Origin of the sequence: Pseudonocardia sp. Ae505_Ps2 (assembly GCF_001932425.1) — a bacterium.
Lineage (GTDB): Bacteria > Actinomycetota > Actinomycetes > Mycobacteriales > Pseudonocardiaceae > Pseudonocardia.
Genome location: NZ_MCIP01000001.1, coordinates 5,347,267 through 5,365,688, shown reverse-complemented (window position 1 = coordinate 5,365,688; position 18,422 = coordinate 5,347,267). Strand labels below are relative to the sequence as shown.

The window sequence follows — 18,422 nt, the reverse complement described above, 5'->3', positions numbered from 1 at the left end:
CGGGGACGGTCCGGTGCACTCCGGGCACATTCGTGGCAGATACTGCCAGTAAATCGTAGGCTGGGGTCACCACCACGACCCCAGGAGTGTCGATGACCCTCGCCGCCGAGCGTCCCCGCTTGCCGTTCACCCGACCGAACCTGCTCGACCTCGCGCCCTTCTACGAGGTCCTGCGCCGTGAGGCGCCGATCGCGCCGGTGACCACCCCGGCCGGCGACCCGGCGTGGCTGGTGACCCGGTTCGCCGAGGTCCGCGAGCTGCTGGGCGACAAGCGGTTCGGCCGGTCGCACCCGGAACCGGAGAAGGCGTCGAGGATCAGCACCGCGGCCGTCCAGGACGGGCCGACCGGTACCTACGAGACCGAGGAGCAGGAGCACGGCCGGATGCGCCGGCTGCTCACCCCGGCGTTCTCCGCCAAGCGCATGCGCCGGCTGTCCGGGCACGTGCAGGAGCTCGTCGACGGCTACGTCGACGCGATGGTCGCCGACCACGACGCGTCCGCCGACGGCGTGGTCGACCTGCACGCCCACCTCGCCTTCCCGCTGCCGGTCGCGGTGATCTGCTCGCTGCTCGGGGTCCCCGAGTCCGACGGCGAGTACTTCCGCGGGCTGTCCGACCGGATGGCGACCTACTCCGGCGACGACGCCCATGCCGCCCGCGAGGAGTTCGGCCGCTACATGGCCGGGCTCGCCGAGGGCAAGCGCGCCGAGCCCGGCGAGGACGTCATCAGCGACCTCGTCGCGGCCCAGGCCGCCGACCCGACCTTCGGCTACGACCAGATGATCCGGCTCTGCGTCGGGCTGCTGTTCGCCGGGCACGAGACCACCGTGAACCGGATCGGGCTGGGCATGCTGTTCCTCATGGGCAACCGGCACGAGTGGGACAAGCTCGCCGCCGACCCCGAGGGCCGGGTCGACGCCGTCATCGAGGAGGTCATGCGCCTCGGGGCGCCCGGTGACCTGGGGCTGCTGCGCTACGCCCATGAAGACGTGGAGGTCGCCGGGGTCACCATCGCGCGCGGCGACGCGGTGATCCTCTCGGTCAACGCCGCCAACCGCGACGTCGACGTCTTCGACCACGCCGAGACCTTCGACCCCGACCGCGCCGAGCGCGGGCACGTCGGCTTCGGGCACGGGCCGCACTTCTGCATCGGCGCGAGCCTGGCCCGCACCGAGCTGCGCGCGGTGTTCGCCACGCTCGCCCGCCGGCTGCCGGACCTGGAGCTCGCCGTCGGCATGGACGAGCTCGACGTGCGCACCGACCACATCACCGGCGGGGTCCGGAGCCTGCCGGTCCGCTGGTGAGGGAGGTACCCGCGATGAAGGTCGAGGTCGACCAGCACGCCTGTGTCGGGTCGGGGCAGTGCCTGCTCACCGCCCCGGACGTGTTCGACCAGCGCGACTCCGACGCCGTCGTCGAGCTGCTCACCGACACCCCGCCGGACGGTCAGGAGCAGGCCGTGCGCAACGCCGCGCCCGGCTGCCCGGCGGCGGCGATCACCGTCGTCGAGGGCTGAGCCGGCGGCGACCGACGAGTTCGGGACGCCTCCGCGGTCGACCCTGGTGTCTACGCACCGACGACCGTGGAGGCATCTCCCGTGCGCACCCTCGCGATCACCCAGAACATCACCCTCGACGGCGCCGTGGAGTTCCTCGGCGACTGGTTCGACCCCACCGCCGACGGCCAGGACGAGGTTCTCGCCGAGCTGCACCGCCAGGACGCCGCCTCCGACGCGACGCTGCTCGGGCGCCGCACGTTCTGCGACTTCCGCGGCTTCTGGCCCGCCCGGACCGACGACACCACCGGCATCACCGACTACCTGAACCAGGTCGACAAGTACGTGGTGTCGTCGAGGCTGACCGACCCGGAGTGGGAGAACTCGACCGTCCTGTCCGGGGACCCGGTCACCGAGGTCGCGGCACTGAAGGATCGGCCGGGCGCCGACATCGTCTGCACCGGCAGCATCACGCTGTGCCACACGCTGATCGCGGCCGGGCTCGTCGACGAGATCCGGCTGTTCCACCATCCCGTCGTCCAGGGTGCGGGCCGGCGGCTGTTCCCGGACGGATGGTCCACCGAGCACCTGCCGCTGCTCGACTCGCGGACCTTCGGCGCGGTCACCTACACCGCTCACGCGCTGCGCTGAGCGATCCGTCCCGTCAGCAGGTCGCGGCCCGGACCGGTCGGCTCGCCGACGGCGTCCGCCCGCCCGGCCCGACGGCGGGGCTCACGGCGCCGTCTCCTCCTGCGCGGCGGCCCGCTCGACCCGGTGCCGCACGTACCGCGAGACCAGCAGCCCGCCGACCACGGCGACGATCAGCCCGATCCAGGAGAACCGCTTCAGCCACGTCTCGGCGACGATCCCGAGCAGGTAGATCAGGGCGACCGTGCCGCCCGCCCACAGCACCGCGCCGGTCGCGTTCGCGGCGAGGAACTTCGGGTAGTGCATCTTCATCGTCCCGGCCAGCGGGCCCGCGAGGATGCGCAGGATCGCCACGAAGCGGCCGAACAGCACCGCCCAGACCCCGTGCCGGTCGAAGATCCGCCGGGCCACGGTCATGTGCGCCGGACCCAGGTGCCTGGGGAACCGGCGGCCGAGCCGGTCGAGCAGACCGGTGCCGTAGCGACGGCCCACCGAGTAGCCGATCGAGTCGCCGACGATCGCCCCCGCCGTCGCCGACGCCGCGACGGCCACCGGGTCGATGGGCGAGCCGGGGCGGGCGGCCAGCAGGGCCGCGCCGACGAGCACGATCTCACCGGGCAGCGGCACCCCGATGCTCTCGACACCGACCACACCCGCGCACAGGAAGTAGATCGCGAGCGGGGGGATCGCCAGGAGGAACGTGTCGACGTGCACCACCCCATCATGCACACGTATCGGTGGTGCGGTGGCGGCCCGGTGCGGGCATCATGCGCGGACGTGAGCACACCGCTGGAGCAGGTCTTCTGGGCCGCCCACGACGACCTGCCCCGCGAAGCGCCGGGATCGGAGGAGACGACGGCACTGCTGCTGCGCCTGGCCGGGGACCTGCCGGAGCGTCCGCGGATCGTCGACATCGGCTGCGGGACCGGTCCGGCGACGCTGCCGCTGGCGGCGGCGACCGGCGGCGAGGTCGTGGCCGTCGACCTGCACGAACCCTTCCTCCAGCGGCTGCGCAGCCGCGCGGCGACGTCCGGGCTGGGGGAACGGGTGCGCCCCCTCGTCGCCGCGATGGACGACCTGCCGCTGCCCGACGGCGAGACCGACCTCGTCTGGTCCGAGGGTGCCGCCTACGTCATGGGGTTCGACGCGGCGCTCGCCGGCTGGCGGCGGCTGCTCGCCCCGGGCGGGGTGGTGGTCCTCACCGAGGCCGAGTGGACGACCACCGAGCCGTCGCCCGGCGCTCGGGAGTTCTGGGACGCGGGCTACCCGGGGATGCGGACGACCGCGGAGAACGTCGCCGCCGCGCAGCGCGCCGGGTACACGGTCCAGGCGGTCTACCTGCTCCCCGACTCCGACTGGGACGCCTACTACCGCCCGCTGGCCCGCCGGATCGCCACCCTGCGCGAGGACGGCGTCGACCCGGCGGCGCTGGACGAGGTGGGCGGCGAGATCGCCGTCCGGGAGCGGTTCGGCACCGAGTACGGCTACACCGGCTACGTCCTGCGGCCGCGCTGACCCGGTGCCCGCGCGCCCGTGAGACCGCCGATCCGGTCGGCCCCCGCGCGCAGCAGCGCTGTCAGGTCCGGGTCGGTGACCGGCAGCCGCCCGGTCGGGCCGAGCGCGGCGAGACAGGCGACGACCCCGCCCGCCGCGTCGCGCACCGCGACCGCGACCGACGAGCGGCCGGACCGCAGTTCGTCGACCTCGGTGGCCACCCCCGTGCGCGCCACCGTCCGCAGCTCCGCGGCCAGCGCGGCCCCGGCGGTCACGGTGTGCCGGGTCAGCGCCCGCGGCCGGTCGGGGACGAGCTCCGGCTGCGCGGCCAGCATGATCTTCCCCATGGCCGAGGCGTGCGGGTGGGCGAGCAGCGTCCGCTCCCCGGGCAGCTCGTGGTCCGGGTCGCGGTCGACCAGCCGAAGCGTGCCCGCGGGCCAGTCGGCGACGAACAACCCGAACCGGACCCGGCCGCGGATCCCGGCGACGACCTCGGCCAGCTGCGGCGGTCCCTCGGCCGCGCCGGCCAGCTCCCGGGTGCGGCGCCCCAGCGCGAACCCGGACAGGTCGCTGATCCGGACCAGGTAGCCGTCGTCGACGAGCACGTTGAGCAGCCGGTACGCCGTCGCGGACGGGATGCCCGTCGTGCGCGACAGCTCGCGCGCCGTCGCGCCCGGCCCGATCCTCGCCACCGCCTCCAGCAGCTCCAGGGCCCGGCTCGCGGCGCCCGGCTCGCTCACGGCGGGTCCCCGGCTCGCGGGCTCCGCCGGACCAGCCGCGGCGTCCCCGAGGCGTCCGGGACGAAGTCGCCGGCCCCGGGCAGGACGTCGTCGCTGCCGGGCTGGTCGAACACCCCGATCCTCGCCAGCCGGTCCGGGTGACGTCGCAGGAACCGCCACCACACCGGTCCCACCGCGCAGCAGACCGCGAGGGCCACCGCGGCGCCGGTCCCCTCGGGGGTGTCGAGCAGACCGGGCAGCCGCAGCACCAGCAGGGCGCCGCCGAGCACCGCGACCGTGCACCCCAGCACGAGCACCGGGCGGGTGTGCTCCCGGATGCGCAGCAGGAACGCGACGGCCGCGACCGCGACCAGCACGTACATGAGGGTGACGAGCGCCCGCACCAGGTGGCGCACCGCGTCCGTCCCGGCCGGGGCCAGGTCGGCGAGCAGCCCGCCGAGCAGGACCACGGCCACGATCCCGACGACGGCACGGTGCGGTGTGCGCCACCGCCGGTGCACCGTCGCGAGGGCACGCGGCAGCAGCCGCTCCACCCCGAGGGAGAACGCGACCCGTGACGCCGCGTGCGCCGAGGCCGCGGCCGAGGCCAGGTAGGAGCAGGCCAGACCGGCGTGCAACGCCACCACCAGCGCGGTCGGCGCGCCCGACGCCCCGGGGTCGGACAGGATCGCGACCAGGGTCGTGGCGCGGCCGGTCCAGCTCGCCCAGGCCGCGAACGACAGCAGCGCCCCGCACAGCAGCGGGGTCCAGAGGACCACCCGGGTCACCGTGACCAGCGGACGTCGCGTCTCCGGGCCGAAGAAGGTCGCCGACTCGAAGCCGGCGAGCATGAACATCGCCATCAGCGCGACGGCGAGCAGGTCCGGCACCGGCCCGGCCGGGACCGGGGCGGCGAGGTGCGGAGCGGGGACCAGCAGCACCGCGACGACGAGCAACAGCGAGCCGATCTCCACCCCGAGCAGGGTGAGGGCGGCGACCCGCGGCCCCCGCACGAGCACCGTCGCGATCCCCACCGCGACCACCAGGTGCAGCAGCACCTGCGCGCCGGCCCCGCTCACGTCGACCCCGGCCGCCCCGGCGAGCGCGGTCAGGGCCCGGCCGCCGGCGTAGAGCGTGATCGCGGCGCTGCCCAGGTACTTCGCCCCGATCACGACGGCCGTCACGAGCGCGGCCCGGGCACCGAGCCCCTGGTAGACGAAGCTGTAGACACCGCCCGCGGCGGCCTGGCGTCGGGTGAACTGCCCGAGGCAGAGCGCCACCATCGTCACCGCGACCGTGGCGCCGACGATGACGAGCAGCCCGGACAGCGGGTCGGCGAGCCGGCCCACGACCAGGGGCAGCATCGCCATCGACGCGGCGGGCGCGGTCGTCGCCACCGACTGCGCGACCAGCTCGGTCGCGCCCATCCGGCGCCGCCCGAGCGGTGCCATCGGCGACTCTGCCCGCAGCTGGGTGTGGCCGGGGGAGAAGGACCGCGCGATGGCCCTGTCGAGGTCGGACACGGACGGCGACGCTAGGACCGCGCTGTTGCCCGGGTGTTGCGCCCGCGCGTCGGACGTCGAACCCGCGATGGGAACCCGCCGCCGGTCTTCCCGGTCCGGTTGCCGTGAACGCAGCGCCGGCGACCCGCGACCGTCGCCGCCGGTTCCGAGTATCACCGCTGTGACCGTGACCCGCAGAACGTTCATCAGGGCGCTGGGGCTGGCCGGTGGGGCCGGCGCCGCGTACGAGGCCATGGCGACCATCGGGCTCGCCCCGCGCGCCGGCGACGACCCGGCCTGGACGCCACCGTCGCGCGACGCCGCCGCGGCCGGCCGCCGCGTCCTCGTCCTCGGCGCGGGGCCCGCCGGGCTCGCCGCGGCCCACGAGCTCGGCAAGGTCGGCTACGACGTGTCCGTCGTCGAGGCCCGCACCCGGCCCGGTGGGCGGGTCTGGTCGGTGCGTGCGGGCACCGAGGAGGCCGACCTGAACGGCGAGACGCAACGCTGCACGTTCGCGCCAGGACACTTCTTCAACCTGGGCGCGACCCGGATCCCGCAGAGCCACGTCACGCTGGACTACTGCCGCGAGCTCGGGGTGGAGATCCAGCCGTTCGGCAACCAGAACGCCAACACCGTCGTCAACTACACCGACGCGGGGGCGCTGGCCGGAACCTCGGTCACCTACCGCGCGGCGAAGGCCGACACCTTCGGCTACGTCTCCGAGCTGCTCCACAAGGCCACCGCGCGCGGCGCGCTCGACGACGTCCTGAGCGCCGCGGACAAGGAGGCGCTCTCGGAGTTCCTCGTCTCGCTGGGCGACCTGTCCTCCGACGGCCGCTACCTCGGCTCCCCGCGGCGCGGCTACGCCCGTGAGCCCGGCGCGGGGACCGACGCGGGCACCCCCACGGTTCCGTACCCGATTTCCTCGGTGATCCGCAGCGGACTCGGCCGGAACTTCGCCTTCGACTACGAGTACGACCAGGCCACGATGATGTTCACCCCGGTCGGCGGGATGGACCGGATCCATTACGCGCTCGCCGAACGGATCGGCGCGGACCGGATCCGCTACGGCACGGCCGTCACCGGGCTGCACAACACGCCGGACGGGGTGACCGTCGACGTCGTCCCGGCCGCGGGCGGCCCGGTCGAACGGCTGGTGGCCGACGAGGTCGTCTGCACCCTGCCGCCGCACCTGGTGACCCGGCTCGACACCAACCTGCCCGCCGCCGTGCTGGCCGCGCAGCGCGCGGCGAAGCCCAGCTCCTCGGGCAAGCTCGGCATCGAGTACACCCGCCGCTGGTGGGAGACCGACGAGCGGATCTACGGCGGCGCCAGCAACACCGACCGCGACATCGCCCAGATCATGTTCCCCTACGACCACTTCCACGCCGACCGGGGCGTCGTCGTCGGCTACTACAGCTCCGGCAAGCGGCAGCGGGCCTTCGAGTCCCTGACCCACCGCCAGCGGCTCGCGAAGGCCCTGGACGAGGGCGCCGCGATCCACGGCGAGAAGTACCGCTCCGACATCGCGTCGTCGTTCTCCGGCTCGTGGGCGGTGACCCGCTGGTCGGAGTCGGCCTGGGCGAGCTGGGAGGCCACGAGCCCGGAGTACCGGCTGCTCACCCAGCCCGCCGGCCGCATCTGGTTCGCCGGTGACCACCTCTCGCACGCCATCGCCTGGCAGCACGGCGCGTTCACCTCCGCCCGCTCGACGGTCTCGGCGCTGCACGCCCGGGTCGCCGGCGGCGCCTGACCCCACCCCCGTTCCCCCGAGGAGTCACGATGCGACGTCCCGTTCCCGCCCTGATCGCCCTGTCCGTCACCGCCGCGCTGGCCACCGGCTGCGCCGGCGCCGCGCCCGACGCCGCCGAGCCCGGCCCGCCCGCCCTGCCCGTGCTGGAGGCAGGCGAGGCCAACCCGATGATCGCCGAGGGGGTGAGCCTGGTGAGCGGGGCGTCGCTGTACAAGTCCAGCGGCCTCGGCCCGGCCGCGGCGAACCCCGCGGCCGCGGACGGCACCCCGCAGGCCTACATCGACGCCGGCCAGTTCCCCGGCGGCACCCTCCCCGCCGGGGTCACGATCACCGAGGCCCAGGGCATGAACGTGCTGGCCAGGATCAAGGAGAACCTCGAGGCCCGGGGCCTGCGCCTCGACGACGTCACCTCGATGCGGGTGTTCCTCGACAACGCGCCCGGCACGACCCGCGCCGACTACGCCGGCTGGAACCGCGCCTACCGCCAGTACTTCGCCAACACCGACCTGACCACCGGGGAGACGGTGCTGGTCCCGACCGGGACGGCCGCGCCCGCCGCGCCGCTGGTGCGCAACCCCGCCCGGCCCAGCCGGTTCGCGCTGGAGGTGGCGAGCCTGCCGGTCCCGGGCTGGCTGGTGGAGGTCGAGGTCGACGCCGTCTACCCGGCCGGGGTGACCCCGCGCTGACCCGGCCGGGCCCGGACGCGGCGGTACGGTCGCCGGTCGTGACCCCCGTCGTGCCACCTGCCCCGCGCCCCCGCACCGACGACGACCTGCCCGCCTGCGTCACCGTGCTGCGCGCCGTGCACGACACCGACCGGTACCCGTCGACCTGGCCGGCCGACCCGGTGGCGTTCCTGTCCCCGCCGGGGCTGGTCACCGCGTTGGTCGTCACGGCGGGCGGGTCGCGGGGCACGCCGCCCTGCTGACCGACGACCACGAACCCCGAGCGCTGCGGCTGACCCGGGTGTTCGTCGACCCGGCCGTCCGCCGGGCCGGCCACGCCCGTGCCCTGCTGGACGGGATCACCGCCGAACTCGCGGCCCGCGGCCGCGACGGGGTGCTCGACGTCGTCGAGTCCGTCCCGGCCGAACGCCTCTACCGGTCCGTGGGCTGGCTCCGCACCGGTACGGCACCCGCCGGGTGGCGGTTCCCGGACGGCCGCGAACCGGTGGCCGCGCTCTACCGGTTGCCGGTCACGCAGCGCCGAAAGGGTGACGACGCAGCGCGATAATCGGCCGTCGGTGACGCCGAGCTGCGCCGATCGGGCTACGGTGCCCCTCGTGATCGCTGTCCCCACCCCGTCGGTGGCCGGGCTGCTGCTCCGCGCGGTGCCCCAGCCCGTACGCCGGGACGCGCACGCCGCGATGCACGTCCTCGCCCCGTGGGGTGCGGTGTCAGCCCAGCTCGTCCAGGACTCCGGCGGCGGCGTCGCCGACCACGACGTGCACGTCGACGGCGATCCGGTCCACATCCCGTTCCGGGTGTCGTTCCCCTGGCCGCCGGCTGCGGTCCTCGGCCGGCTGAGCCCGCGCCGCCGCGCCGTCGTCGCCGCGTGGATGTCGCGCAGCGAGAACGCCGGGCACCGCCAGCGTGCCGTGCGCGAGCTGTTCGGCGTGCCCGAGGCGTGGGTGGTGCCGTTCGTGGTGGCGCCGTGCGGGGAGTACGTCCACGAGATCGGCACCGACGTCGACCGGTTCGTCCGCACCGAGCTGGACCGCGATCCCGGCCTCCGGGACGCCTACGCCCGGTTCGTGCGCGACAACCCCCGCTTCTTCGGCATCACCCTGCATCGCGCGGTGACCTTCCGCCAGCTGGACCACCGGTGGCCGCACCGGGACGACCCGGAGCGCAGCTACCCGCAGCTGGCGGCGCTCGACGCGCTGTCCGCCCTGGCTCGTCGGGGCGGGCGGGACCACCCGGGGTACCCGGCGCCGCCGAGTGTGACCGCGGCGCCGTCCTGAGCGCTCAGGCGGCCGGCGACGACGCGGTGCTCTCCGTGCTGATCTCCGCGCTGCCGCGGTCCAGCACCACCTCGCCGTCGACGGCGGTCCGGAACGCGACCGTGCCGCCGCCGGTGTCCCACACCGAGACGGTGAGCGACTGCCCGGGCACGACCGGCCGGGTGAACCGGGCGTCCATCGCGAGGAGGCGGCGGGGGGCGCCGCCGCAGACGGTCGCGACCAGCGCGCGGGTGGTGAACCCGTAGGTGCACATGCCGTGCAGGATCGGCTGGTCGAACCCGCCCTTCGCGGCGAACGCCGGGTCGCTGTGCAGCGGGTTGCGGTCCCCGGTGAGCCGGTACAGCAGCGCCTGGCCCGGCGTGGTCCGGTAGGTCACCTCGTGGTCGGGCGCGCGGTCGGGAACCGGGCTCGGCACGCTGTCCCCGCGGGTGCCGCCGAAGCCGCCCTCCCCGCCGAGGAACAACGTCTTCCTGCTGGTCAGCACCAGTTCCCCGGTGCTCGCGTCGACGGCATCGGCCTCGGTGCGCACCAGCGCCCCGGACCCCTTGTCCAGCACCTCGGTGACCGTCGCGGTCACCCGGACCCGTCCTTCCACCGGCAGCGGCGCGACCACCCGGAACGCCTGCTCGGCGTGCACGACACGGGCGGCGTCCACCTCGCCCAGGTCGACCTTCGCGCCCGCGGTGACGATCTCCGCGAACGACGGCAGCACCGCCGTCCGCACGCCCGCGGTGTTCTCCGTGGTCAGCGACAGCTCGGCGGTGGGGTCCTCACCCCCCGCTCCGACGGCGATCGCGTACAGGAGCACGTCGTCCCGTGCCCACGCGAAGCTGACCGGCTCGCACTGCGTGCCCTCGAGATCGGGCGCCAGGGGCATGGGGAGTCTCCTTCGACGTTCCACCGTGAGGCGGAAACCTATCCCGCCCGGTGCCCGCCGCCCAAGTCCCCGGTGCCCGGCTGACACACTGTCGAGGTCAATCGTGGTCGTGAAGGGAACAGTGTGGTGACGGCATCACCGGAGGCGGTCGAGCTGGCGAAGGTGGCCGCGGCCGCCGCGGCCGACAAGAAGGCCGTCGACATCGTCGCGCTCGACGTGTCCGACCAGCTCGCGCTGACCGACTGCTTCGTGCTGGCGTCGGCGGCCAACGAGCGTCAGGTCCAGGCCATCGTCGACGAGGTCGAGGAGAAGCTGCGCGAGCGCGGCAGCAAGCCGACCCGGCGCGAGGGCGACAACGACAACGGCTGGGTGCTGCTGGACTTCAGCGACATCGTCGTGCACGTCATGCACACCGAGCAGCGCGGCTTCTACGGCCTGGACCGGCTCTGGAAGGACTGCCCGGCGATCGAGGTGCCCGACCCCCAGGGCGACCCGGACGGCACTGCATGACGCTGCGCCGGGTCACCCTGCTGCGGCACGGGCAGACCGAGTACAACTCCGTCGGCCGGATGCAGGGACATCTCGACACCCGGCTGACCGACGTCGGCCGCGCGCAGGCCGCGGCCGTCGCGCCGCGGCTCGCGCAGGAGCGGTTCGACCGGATCATCACCTCGGACCTGACCCGCGCCCACGACACCGCGACCGCGGTGGCCGAGGCCGTCGGGCTGCCGCTGTCGGTGGACAAGCGGCTGCGGGAGACCCACCTCGGGGACTGGCAGGGGCGCACGATCGACGAGATCGGCGTCGACGACCCGGGCGCGATCGCCGAGTGGCGGTCCGACCCGCGGTTCACCCCGCCCGGCGGCGAGTCCCGGGTCGACGTCGTCGTCCGGTCGCTGCCGGTCGTCGAGGAGCTGGACCTGGAGTACGCCGCCGACCCGGAGGACCGCTCGGTGCTGCTCGTCGCGCACGGCGGCATGATCGCCGGGATGGTGTGCGGGCTGCTCGACCTCCCGCAGTCGTCCTGGCCGGTGATCGGCGGGCTGGGCAACACGCGCTGGGCCGTCGTCGCCCGTCGTGACGACCACCCCCGCTGGCGCCTGGCGGGGTACAACATCGGTGCCTGACCTGCTGGTCGTCGGCGACTCGCTGGCCTTCCACGGACCCGAGCGACCCTGCCCGGCCGACGAGCCGCGGCTGTGGCCCAACGTCGCCGCCGCCCGGCTCGGGGGTCGTGCCGAGATCGTCGCCCGGGCCGGGTGGACCGCCCGGCACGCCTGGTCGGCGATCAGCGGGGACCCACGGGTGTGGGCGGCGCTGCCGCGGGTCGGCGCGGTCGTGCTCGGGGTGTCCGGGATGGACTCCCTGCCGTCCCTGCTGCCGACGGCGCTGCGCGAGCTGATCCCGGTGCTGCGCCCCGCCCCGCTGCGGCACACCGTCCGCACCGCCTACCGGCGTGCCCAGCCGCGGATCGCCCCGGTGCTGGCGCGGCTGCCCGGCGGGGGACCGGCGACGCTGCCGCCTCGTCTCACGGCCGCCTACCTGGAACGCTGCCGGGCCGGGGTGCACGCGCTGCGGCCCGGGCTGCCGGTGGTGGCGCTGGCCCCGTCGGTGCACCGCGCCGCCGACTACGGCCTGGCCCACCCGCACCGCGCCGCCACCGACGCCGCGGTCCGCCGCTGGGCGGCCGGCACCCCGGCCGTGACCGTGCTCGACGTGCCCGCGCTGGTCGGCGAGCACGTCCTCGGCGGACACGGCAACCCGGACGGCCTGCACTGGGGCTGGGCGGGACACTCCGCCGTCGGGGAGGCGCTGGCCGGGCTCCTGGAGCCCACGGTGGCCCGGCCGTGACCCTGCTCGGCATCGACCTGGGCACCACCTCGGTCAAGGCGGCGGTCTTCGACGACGACGGCGTCCGCGTCGCCGCGGCCCGCGCCACGCACCCGACCGCGCGTCCCGCGCCCGGCCACGCCGAGCAGCACCCGGACGACTGGTGGTCCGGGCTGACGGAGGTGGTCGGCGCGCTCGGCCCGGCACTGGCCGGGGTGACCGCCGTCGGGCTGTGCGCCCAGGTCGACACCCACCTGTTCGTCGACGGGGCCGGCGCGCCGGTGCACCCGGCGATCACCTGGCAGGACGGTCGGTGCGGCGCGGTCGCGGCGACGCTCACCGACCGGCTGTCGTCCGCGGACCGGGCCCGGCGCCGCGGTGGGACCGGCTCCGTCGACGCCTCGCACGCGGCCGCCCGCGCCGCCTGGCTCGCCGAACACCGGCCCGACGCGTGGGCCCGCGCGCGCAGGGTGCTCGCGCCCAAGGACTGGCTGCTCGAACGCCTCACCGGCACCGCAGTGGCCGATCCGCTCTCCTCGACCGGACTCCTCGACCCCGACGGCCGGTACCCGGAGTGGCTCGACCTGCTCGTCCCCGGGTTGCGCTCGATGCCGGCGCCCCTGGCCGACCCGGCGTCGGTCGCGGGGGAGACCACCGGCGCGGGCGGGCTCCCGGCCGGGCTGCCCGTCGCCGTCGGGACGATGGACGCCTGGGCGGCGCTGCTCGGCGGCGGGATCGCCGCCCCCGGCGACGCGATCGACATCGCGGGCACCTCGGAGGTCCTGGCCCTCGCCGCGGCGCCCGGCGGCGGCGCCCCGGGGATCGTCACGTTCCCGCCGTGGCGCGGGCTGCACGTGCACGCAGGACCCACCCAGGCCGGCGGCGACGCGCTGACCTGGGCGTCCGCGGTGCTGGGCGTCGCACCGGCCGAGCTGCTGGCCCGGGCCGCCGATGCCGAACCGGGGCGGGTGCTGTTCCTGCCCCAGCTCGCCGGGGAACGGGCCCCGCTGTGGGACCCCGACCTGCGCGGGCACTGGCTCGGCGCGAGCTTCGCCACCGGGTCCGCCGAGCTGGGCCGCGCCGTGCTGGAGGGGGTCGCGCACGCCGCCCGGCACGTCCTGGGCCCGCTGGAGTCGGCCGCCGGCCGCCGCCCCGAGACCATCGCCGCCTGTGGCGGTGGCGCGGCGAGCGACCTCTGGTGCCAGATCAAGGCCGACGTGCTGGACCGGCCGCTGCGCCGCACCGCCGAACGCGACGCCGGGGTGCTCGGCGCGGCGATGCTCGCCGCGCTCGCGACCGGCCGGGCCGCCTCGGTCGGTGAGCTCGCCGGACGGATGGTGCGGGTCGACCGCGAGTTCACCCCCGACCCGCGCACCCGCGGCCGCCTGGACGACGCGCACGGCCGCTACCTCGCCGCGCAGCGGGCACTGGCACCGCTGTTCCGCCCGCCGGGTGGATAGGGTCCGGCCGTGCCCCCCTCGCCGGTCGCCGTGGTCACCGACTCCACCGCACACCTGCCGCCCGGCGTCGCGGAACGGCGCGGCATCCACGTCGTCCCGCTGGAGGTCCGGCTCGGCGAGCGCACCGCCCGCGACGGTGTCGACGTCTCCGCCGCCGAGCTGATCGTCGCGCTCGCCGACCGCACCCTGCTCGTGCAGACCTCGCGCCCGACCCCGGCCGCGTTCGCCGAGCGCTTCACCGCCCTGCTCGACGACGGCGTCCCCGCCGTCGTGGCCGTGCACCTGTCGCGCGCGCTGTCCGGCACCTGGGACGCGGCCCGGCTCGCCGCGCAGGAGGTCGCCCCGGACCGGATCCGGGTCGTCGACTCCGGTGCCATCGCGATGGGCCTCGGCTTCGCCGTGCTCGCCGCCGCCGACGCCGCCGGAGCCGGCGCCACCGCCGACGACGTCGAGGCCGTGGCCGGCGCCGTCGCCGCACGGGCACGGGTCTTGTTCGCGGTGCAGGACCTGGAGCGGCTGCGCCGCGGCGGCCGGATCGGCGCCGCGTCCGCGCTGATGGGCACGGCCCTGTCGGTCAAGCCGATCCTGCACCTGCGCGACGGCCGGATCGCGCCGCTGGAGAAGGTGCGGACGACCTCGCGCGCGACCGAACGGCTCGTCGCGCTCGCCGTCGCCGAGGCGGGTCCGGGCGCACACCTCGCCGTGCACCACCTCGGCGCCGAGGACCGGGCCGAGGACATCGCCGACCGGCTGCGCGAACAGCTGCCCGACGCCGCCGAGGTGCACGTCTCCGAGGTCGGCGCGGTGATTGGGGCGCACGTGGGAGCCGGTCTGGTGGGGATCGTGGTGGTGCCCGCCGTCTGACCGCCGGGCGATGATCTCTCGGGTCGTCGCGCGAGGCCGTCGGATGCTCCGGGTGACGCCGACATGCCCGGCTCTCGCCCCGGGCCGACAGGCCCCGCCGGTGTGTAGCACGGACCGCCGACGATCCGGCCGCGCCGTGGCCCACGGCAGCGCATCGGTCCCCAATCGATCGATCCGTCCACAGGCCCGGCATCGGCCGGTCGGAACGGGGGTGGCGCACCTAGCGTCGGGTGCGTGACCAGGACCGACGCCTCCCTCGACCCGGCCCGGCGGCTCGCCGGGATCGGGACGCGCGGGCGGGTGGACGCGGTCGCGGACCGGCTCGATCCCCCGACCGTCCCGTTGCCCGCGCTGCCGGTGGCTCCCGGCGCGTCCGGACCACGTCCCGGATCACCGCCCGCCCACGGACCGGGCGCCGTCGGGCCGCCTCCGCCGCGCGCCCACCGCGCTGCCGGGCCGCCCGTGGCGGCGCCGTCCGCGTCCCGGCCCGGCACCTGGCCCGGTGCGACGCCCCTCCGGCACGACCCCGCCACCCTGCACGGCGCGACACCGGGCCGGCCCGATTCCGCCGCCCCGCACGGGCCGGAACCGGTGTGGACCGCCGATCCCTCCGCCACGCACCGCGGAGCGACCGGCCCCGTCGCGCCGGAGGAGCCGGCACCGGTGTGGACCGCCGACCCCGATGCCGGCCACCCCCTGGCCCTGCTGGCCCGGGACGACCCCGCACCGTCCGAGGAGCTCGGCGACGACGTCCCGCACGGCGGGCGGCCGTCGTGGCTGCGCCGCCGAGCCCAGCGGTGGCTGCCGCCGTCGCTGGCCGGGGCGCGGGTGGACCCGGGCCGCCCCGGTGCGCTCGCGCTGGTGGCGGTGGTGCTCGCCGGGGCGCTGGTCGCCGGGGTGGGGGTGTGGCTCGACCGTCCCACCGTGCAGCCCGTCGGCGGCCTGCCCGAGGTGACGGCGGTGCCCGGTGGGGCGGCGACGGGGGAGACGGACCGGTCCGCGGGTCCTGGTGGGCCGGCGCCCGTCGCGGCGGCACCGGTCACCGCGGGGCCGCTCGTCGTGAGCGTCGTCGGGCGGGTCGCCCGGCCCGGTCTCGTCCGGGTCCCCGACGGCGCACGCGTCGCCGACGCCCTCGACGCCGCGGGCGGCGCGCTGCCCGAGGTCGACCTCGGCGCGCTGAACCTGGCCCGCCGCCTCGGCGACGGGGAGCAGATCGCGGTCGGCGTCCCACCGGCGCCCGACGCCGCCCCGGTCCTGCCCGCCCCGGGCTCCGAGCCGGCGTCGGGCGCCGAACCGGGCGCGGCCGCCGCACCCGCCGCACCCGGCGGGAAGATCGACCTGAACACCGCCACCCTCTCGGACCTCGACGCCCTGCCCGGCGTCGGCCCGGTCACCGCGAAGAAGATCATCGACTGGCGCAGCGCCAACGGGCGCTTCAGCCGGGTCGAGCAGCTGCGCGAGATCGACGGCATCGGCGAGCGCCGTTTCGCCCAGCTCCAGGAACTGGTGCGGGTGTGACCCGCGCCGGAGCCCGCCGGCCCGAACCGGTGCCCGGGGAGCGCGACGACGAGCGTGCGGAGCAGCAGGAACGTCCCGCCCCACCCGACCTGCGCCTCGTCCCGGCCGCGCTCGCCACCTGGGCCGCCGTCCTCGCCGGGCTGCTCGGCGGCACCGCGGGCGGGATCACCGCCGCCGTCCTCGCGGCGCTCGCCCTGACGGTCACGCTGCTCCGTGCCCGGACCAGCGCCCGCGCCGCGGCGCCGTCCTCGATCGTGCTCGCCGCGGCCGGGTGCGCGCTCGTCGCGGCCGTCCTGGGCACCGTCCACGCGGCCGCGCTGGCGTCGCACCCGCTGCGCGGGCCCGCCGACCGCGGCGCCGCCGCCGAGGTCCGCGTCCGGCTCACCGACGACCCCCGGATCCTGCGCAGCACCACCGGTGGTGGCGACGAGTCCGGCGCCGCCCGGGCGATGGCGCTGGTCCCCACCGAGCTCGTCACGGCCACCGTCGGTGGCGGTCGGGCGACCACCGGCGGGAAGCTCCTGCTCCTGGCCCCGGCAGCGGAGTGGACCGGGCTGCTCCCCGGTCAGGAGGTCTCCGCCGCCGGGCTGCTCATGCCCGCACAGCGTCCCGACCTCACGGTCGCCGTGCTGAAGGTCCGCGGCGCACCGCAGGACGTGACCGCGCCGCCGTGGTGGCAGACCGGGGCCGGGGCCCTGCGCGACGGCCTGCGCGACGCGGCGGTCGCCGCACTGCCCGAGGCACCGGCGGGGCTGCTGCCCGGGCTCGCGATCGGGGACACCCGCGCCCAGCTCGCCGAGACCGAGCAGGACTTCCGGACCGCGGGGCTCGCGCACCTCACGGCCGTCTCCGGCGCCAACGTCGCGATCGTGACCGGGGCGGTGCTGCTCCTGCTGCGCCTGTTCCGGACCGACCCGCGGATCGCGGCCGCGGTGGCGATGGTCGCCCTGGTCGGGTTCGTCGTGCTGGCCCGGCCGTCGCCGTCGGTGCTGCGTGCGGCGGTGATGGGCGGGGTCGTGCTCATCGCGTTCGCCGCCGGCCGGGCGCGGTCCGCGGTGCCCGCGCTGGCAGTGGCCGTGCTCGGCCTGCTGCTGGCCGTCCCCGCCCTGGCCGTCGACGCGGGTTTCGTGCTGTCCGTCGTCGCCACCGGTGCGCTGGTGCTGCTCGGGCCGGGGTGGACGGCGGCGCTGCGACGGCGCGGGCTGCCGTCGGGGCCGGCCGAGGCGCTGGTCGTCCCGGTCGCCGCGGCGCTGGCCACCGCGCCGGTGATCGCCGGGCTCAACGGGGGAGTCGGGCTGGTCACCGTGGTGGCGAACCTGCTCGCGGCGCCCGCGGTCGCCCCCGCGACGGTGCTGGGCGTGCTCGGTGCGGTGCTGTCCGCGGTGAGCCCGGCCGCAGCGTGGTGCTGCGCCTGGCTGGCGGGGCCGTTCGTGTGGTGGCTGGTCGTGGTCGGGGACCGGGCCGCCGCGGTGCCCGGTGCCACGGTGCCGTGGCCCGCGGGCGCGGGCGGCGCGCTGCTGCTCACCGGGGTGCTCGTCGTGCTGCTGGCGATGGGCCGGGTGCCGCGCCTGCGGACGCTGTTGCTGGCGCTGCTGGTCGGGCTCCTCGTCGTCCTCGTCCCGACCCGGTTCGCCCCGCCCGGCTGGCCGCCCACCGGGTGGCGGATGGTGGCCTGCGACGTGGGTCAGGGCGACGCGCTCGTCCTCGCCACCGGCACCCCGGGGCACGCCGTCCTGGTCGACACCGGGCCGACGGACGACGCCGTCGACACCTGCCTGGACCGGCTCGGGGTCCGGGTCCTGGAGCTCGTGGTGATCACCCACTTCCACGCCGACCACGACGGCGGCCTCGCCGGCGCGCTGCGCGGTCGGGCCGCGGGCGGGATCGCCGTCGGGCCGGTGCGGGAACCGGCGTCGGGGCTGCGCGAGATCACCCGGCACGCCGAGCGGGCCGGGGCTCCGGTGGTGGGGCTCGTTCGCGGGATGGAGCTGGGGTGGCCGGAGCTGCGCCTGCAGGTCCTCGGCCCGGTCCACCCGCCCCTGACGGTCGACGGCGGCGACGGGACGGCGGTGAACGACATCTCGCTGCTGCTGCGCGCCACCACCCCGGCCGCGACGATCCTGCTGACCGGCGACGCCGAACTGGCGGCCCAGGACGACCTGCTCCACTCCGGGGTCGACCTGCGGGCCGAGGTCCTGAAGATGCCCCACCACGGGTCCCGCAAGGTGGTCCCGGACCTGATCACCGCCGTCGCGCCGCGTGCGGCGGTGATCAGCGTCGGCAACGGCAACAGCTACCG

At 76.3% G+C, this 18,422-nt stretch carries 19 protein-coding genes and 1 pseudogene; 16 read left to right on the top strand and 4 right to left on the bottom strand.

Features of this window, described 5'->3' with window-relative positions; all coding sequences use genetic code 11:
• The first annotated feature begins 92 nt into the window (after positions 1 to 92).
• The 3 genes from Ae505Ps2_RS24955 to Ae505Ps2_RS24945 all read left to right on the top strand — a co-directional run bounded on the left by Ae505Ps2_RS24955 (position 93) and on the right by Ae505Ps2_RS24945 (position 2,146).
• Entirely contained in the window at positions 93 to 1,304 is a 1,212-nt protein-coding gene (locus Ae505Ps2_RS24955) for a cytochrome P450 (RefSeq protein WP_043281436.1), read from the top strand.
• A 14-nt stretch (positions 1,305 to 1,318) separates the two neighbouring features.
• Entirely contained in the window at positions 1,319 to 1,516 is a 198-nt protein-coding gene (locus tag Ae505Ps2_RS24950; RefSeq protein ID WP_075554043.1) for a ferredoxin, read from the top strand.
• An 81-nt stretch (positions 1,517 to 1,597) separates the two neighbouring features.
• The gene (locus Ae505Ps2_RS24945; RefSeq protein ID WP_075311341.1) at positions 1,598 to 2,146 is read left to right on the top strand and encodes a dihydrofolate reductase family protein; all 549 of its coding nucleotides are present in this window, start codon (positions 1,598 to 1,600) and stop codon (positions 2,144 to 2,146) included.
• An 81-nt stretch (positions 2,147 to 2,227) separates the two neighbouring features.
• Here Ae505Ps2_RS24945 and Ae505Ps2_RS24940 read toward each other — a convergent pair whose 3' ends face one another.
• Positions 2,228 to 2,857 carry a DedA family protein gene (locus Ae505Ps2_RS24940; RefSeq protein ID WP_075313040.1) on the bottom strand — a complete coding sequence of 210 codons (630 nt, stop codon included), beginning with the start codon at positions 2,855 to 2,857 and terminating at the stop codon, positions 2,228 to 2,230.
• 63 nt (positions 2,858 to 2,920) lie between these two features.
• Between Ae505Ps2_RS24940 and Ae505Ps2_RS24935 the strand changes: the two genes are divergently transcribed.
• Positions 2,921 to 3,658, top strand: a complete 738-nt coding sequence (locus Ae505Ps2_RS24935; protein WP_075311342.1) for a class I SAM-dependent methyltransferase — start codon at positions 2,921 to 2,923, stop codon at positions 3,656 to 3,658.
• Here Ae505Ps2_RS24935 and Ae505Ps2_RS24930 read toward each other — a convergent pair.
• Together Ae505Ps2_RS24930 and Ae505Ps2_RS24925 are read right to left on the bottom strand one after the other, a co-directional pair.
• Entirely contained in the window at positions 3,637 to 4,377 is a 741-nt protein-coding gene (locus tag Ae505Ps2_RS24930; RefSeq protein ID WP_075554042.1) for a helix-turn-helix domain-containing protein, read from the bottom strand. The two genes, Ae505Ps2_RS24935 and Ae505Ps2_RS24930, sit on opposite strands and share 22 nt — an antisense overlap.
• Positions 4,374 to 5,879: an APC family permease gene (locus Ae505Ps2_RS24925; protein ID WP_020627098.1), complete on the bottom strand. Its 1,506-nt coding sequence runs from the start codon at positions 5,877 to 5,879 to the stop codon at positions 4,374 to 4,376. The genes Ae505Ps2_RS24930 and Ae505Ps2_RS24925 overlap by 4 nt, the downstream gene beginning before the upstream one ends.
• Before the next feature lie 166 nt (positions 5,880 to 6,045).
• Between Ae505Ps2_RS24925 and Ae505Ps2_RS24920 the strand changes: the two genes are divergently transcribed.
• The 5 genes from Ae505Ps2_RS24920 to Ae505Ps2_RS24905 are packed head-to-tail and all read left to right on the top strand — an operon-like array spanning position 6,046 to position 9,574.
• A complete protein-coding gene (locus Ae505Ps2_RS24920) occupies positions 6,046 to 7,611 on the top strand; it encodes an FAD-dependent oxidoreductase (protein ID WP_198932145.1) in 1,566 nt (521 codons plus the stop codon).
• 29 nt (positions 7,612 to 7,640) lie between these two features.
• Positions 7,641 to 8,297 carry a Rid family hydrolase gene (locus Ae505Ps2_RS24915; RefSeq protein WP_075554041.1) on the top strand — a complete coding sequence of 219 codons (657 nt, stop codon included), beginning with the start codon at positions 7,641 to 7,643 and terminating at the stop codon, positions 8,295 to 8,297.
• A 38-nt stretch (positions 8,298 to 8,335) separates the two neighbouring features.
• Complete coding sequence (locus tag Ae505Ps2_RS33725; RefSeq protein WP_233147476.1) at positions 8,336 to 8,539, top strand: hypothetical protein; 204 nt, start codon at positions 8,336 to 8,338, stop codon at positions 8,537 to 8,539.
• Complete coding sequence (locus Ae505Ps2_RS24910) at positions 8,443 to 8,844, top strand: GNAT family N-acetyltransferase (protein ID WP_349289848.1); 402 nt, start codon at positions 8,443 to 8,445, stop codon at positions 8,842 to 8,844. Before Ae505Ps2_RS33725 ends, Ae505Ps2_RS24910 begins: the two co-directional genes overlap by 97 nt.
• Positions 8,845 to 8,893: 49 nt before the next feature.
• The gene (locus Ae505Ps2_RS24905; protein ID WP_075311346.1) at positions 8,894 to 9,574 is read left to right on the top strand and encodes a hypothetical protein; all 681 of its coding nucleotides are present in this window, start codon (positions 8,894 to 8,896) and stop codon (positions 9,572 to 9,574) included.
• Positions 9,575 to 9,578: 4 nt separating this feature from the next.
• On the opposite strand, the gene Ae505Ps2_RS24900 is transcribed toward Ae505Ps2_RS24905, so the two are convergent.
• The gene (locus tag Ae505Ps2_RS24900; protein WP_075311348.1) at positions 9,579 to 10,451 is read right to left on the bottom strand and encodes a MaoC family dehydratase; all 873 of its coding nucleotides are present in this window, start codon (positions 10,449 to 10,451) and stop codon (positions 9,579 to 9,581) included.
• A 126-nt stretch (positions 10,452 to 10,577) separates the two neighbouring features.
• On the opposite strand from Ae505Ps2_RS24900, the gene rsfS reads away from it, so the two are divergent.
• From rsfS to Ae505Ps2_RS34310, 7 genes and pseudogenes are all read left to right on the top strand, one after another.
• Entirely contained in the window at positions 10,578 to 10,961 is a 384-nt protein-coding gene (gene rsfS / locus Ae505Ps2_RS24895) for a ribosome silencing factor (RefSeq protein ID WP_020625811.1), read from the top strand.
• Positions 10,958 to 11,578 (top strand): histidine phosphatase family protein, encoded by a 621-nt coding sequence (locus Ae505Ps2_RS24890; RefSeq protein WP_075311350.1) that lies wholly within the window; start codon positions 10,958 to 10,960, stop codon positions 11,576 to 11,578. Before rsfS ends, Ae505Ps2_RS24890 begins: the two co-directional genes overlap by 4 nt.
• A complete protein-coding gene (octT, locus tag Ae505Ps2_RS31420; RefSeq protein WP_139318971.1) occupies positions 11,571 to 12,302 on the top strand; it encodes a diglucosylglycerate octanoyltransferase in 732 nt (243 codons plus the stop codon). Before Ae505Ps2_RS24890 ends, octT begins: the two co-directional genes overlap by 8 nt.
• Positions 12,299 to 13,741, top strand: a complete 1,443-nt coding sequence (locus Ae505Ps2_RS24880) for an FGGY-family carbohydrate kinase (protein ID WP_139318972.1) — start codon at positions 12,299 to 12,301, stop codon at positions 13,739 to 13,741. The genes octT and Ae505Ps2_RS24880 overlap by 4 nt, the downstream gene beginning before the upstream one ends.
• A 9-nt stretch (positions 13,742 to 13,750) precedes the next feature.
• Positions 13,751 to 14,605, top strand: coding sequence for a DegV family protein (locus Ae505Ps2_RS24875; RefSeq protein WP_075311352.1), 855 nt, complete (start codon positions 13,751 to 13,753; stop codon positions 14,603 to 14,605).
• A 234-nt stretch (positions 14,606 to 14,839) separates the two neighbouring features.
• Entirely contained in the window at positions 14,840 to 16,123 is a 1,284-nt protein-coding gene (locus Ae505Ps2_RS34315) for a helix-hairpin-helix domain-containing protein (protein WP_337819493.1), read from the top strand.
• A 449-nt stretch (positions 16,124 to 16,572) separates the two neighbouring features.
• Positions 16,573 to 18,339: pseudogene (locus tag Ae505Ps2_RS34310) on the top strand (ComEC/Rec2 family competence protein); the annotation flags it as partial.
• Positions 18,340 to 18,422: the final 83 nt, after the last annotated feature.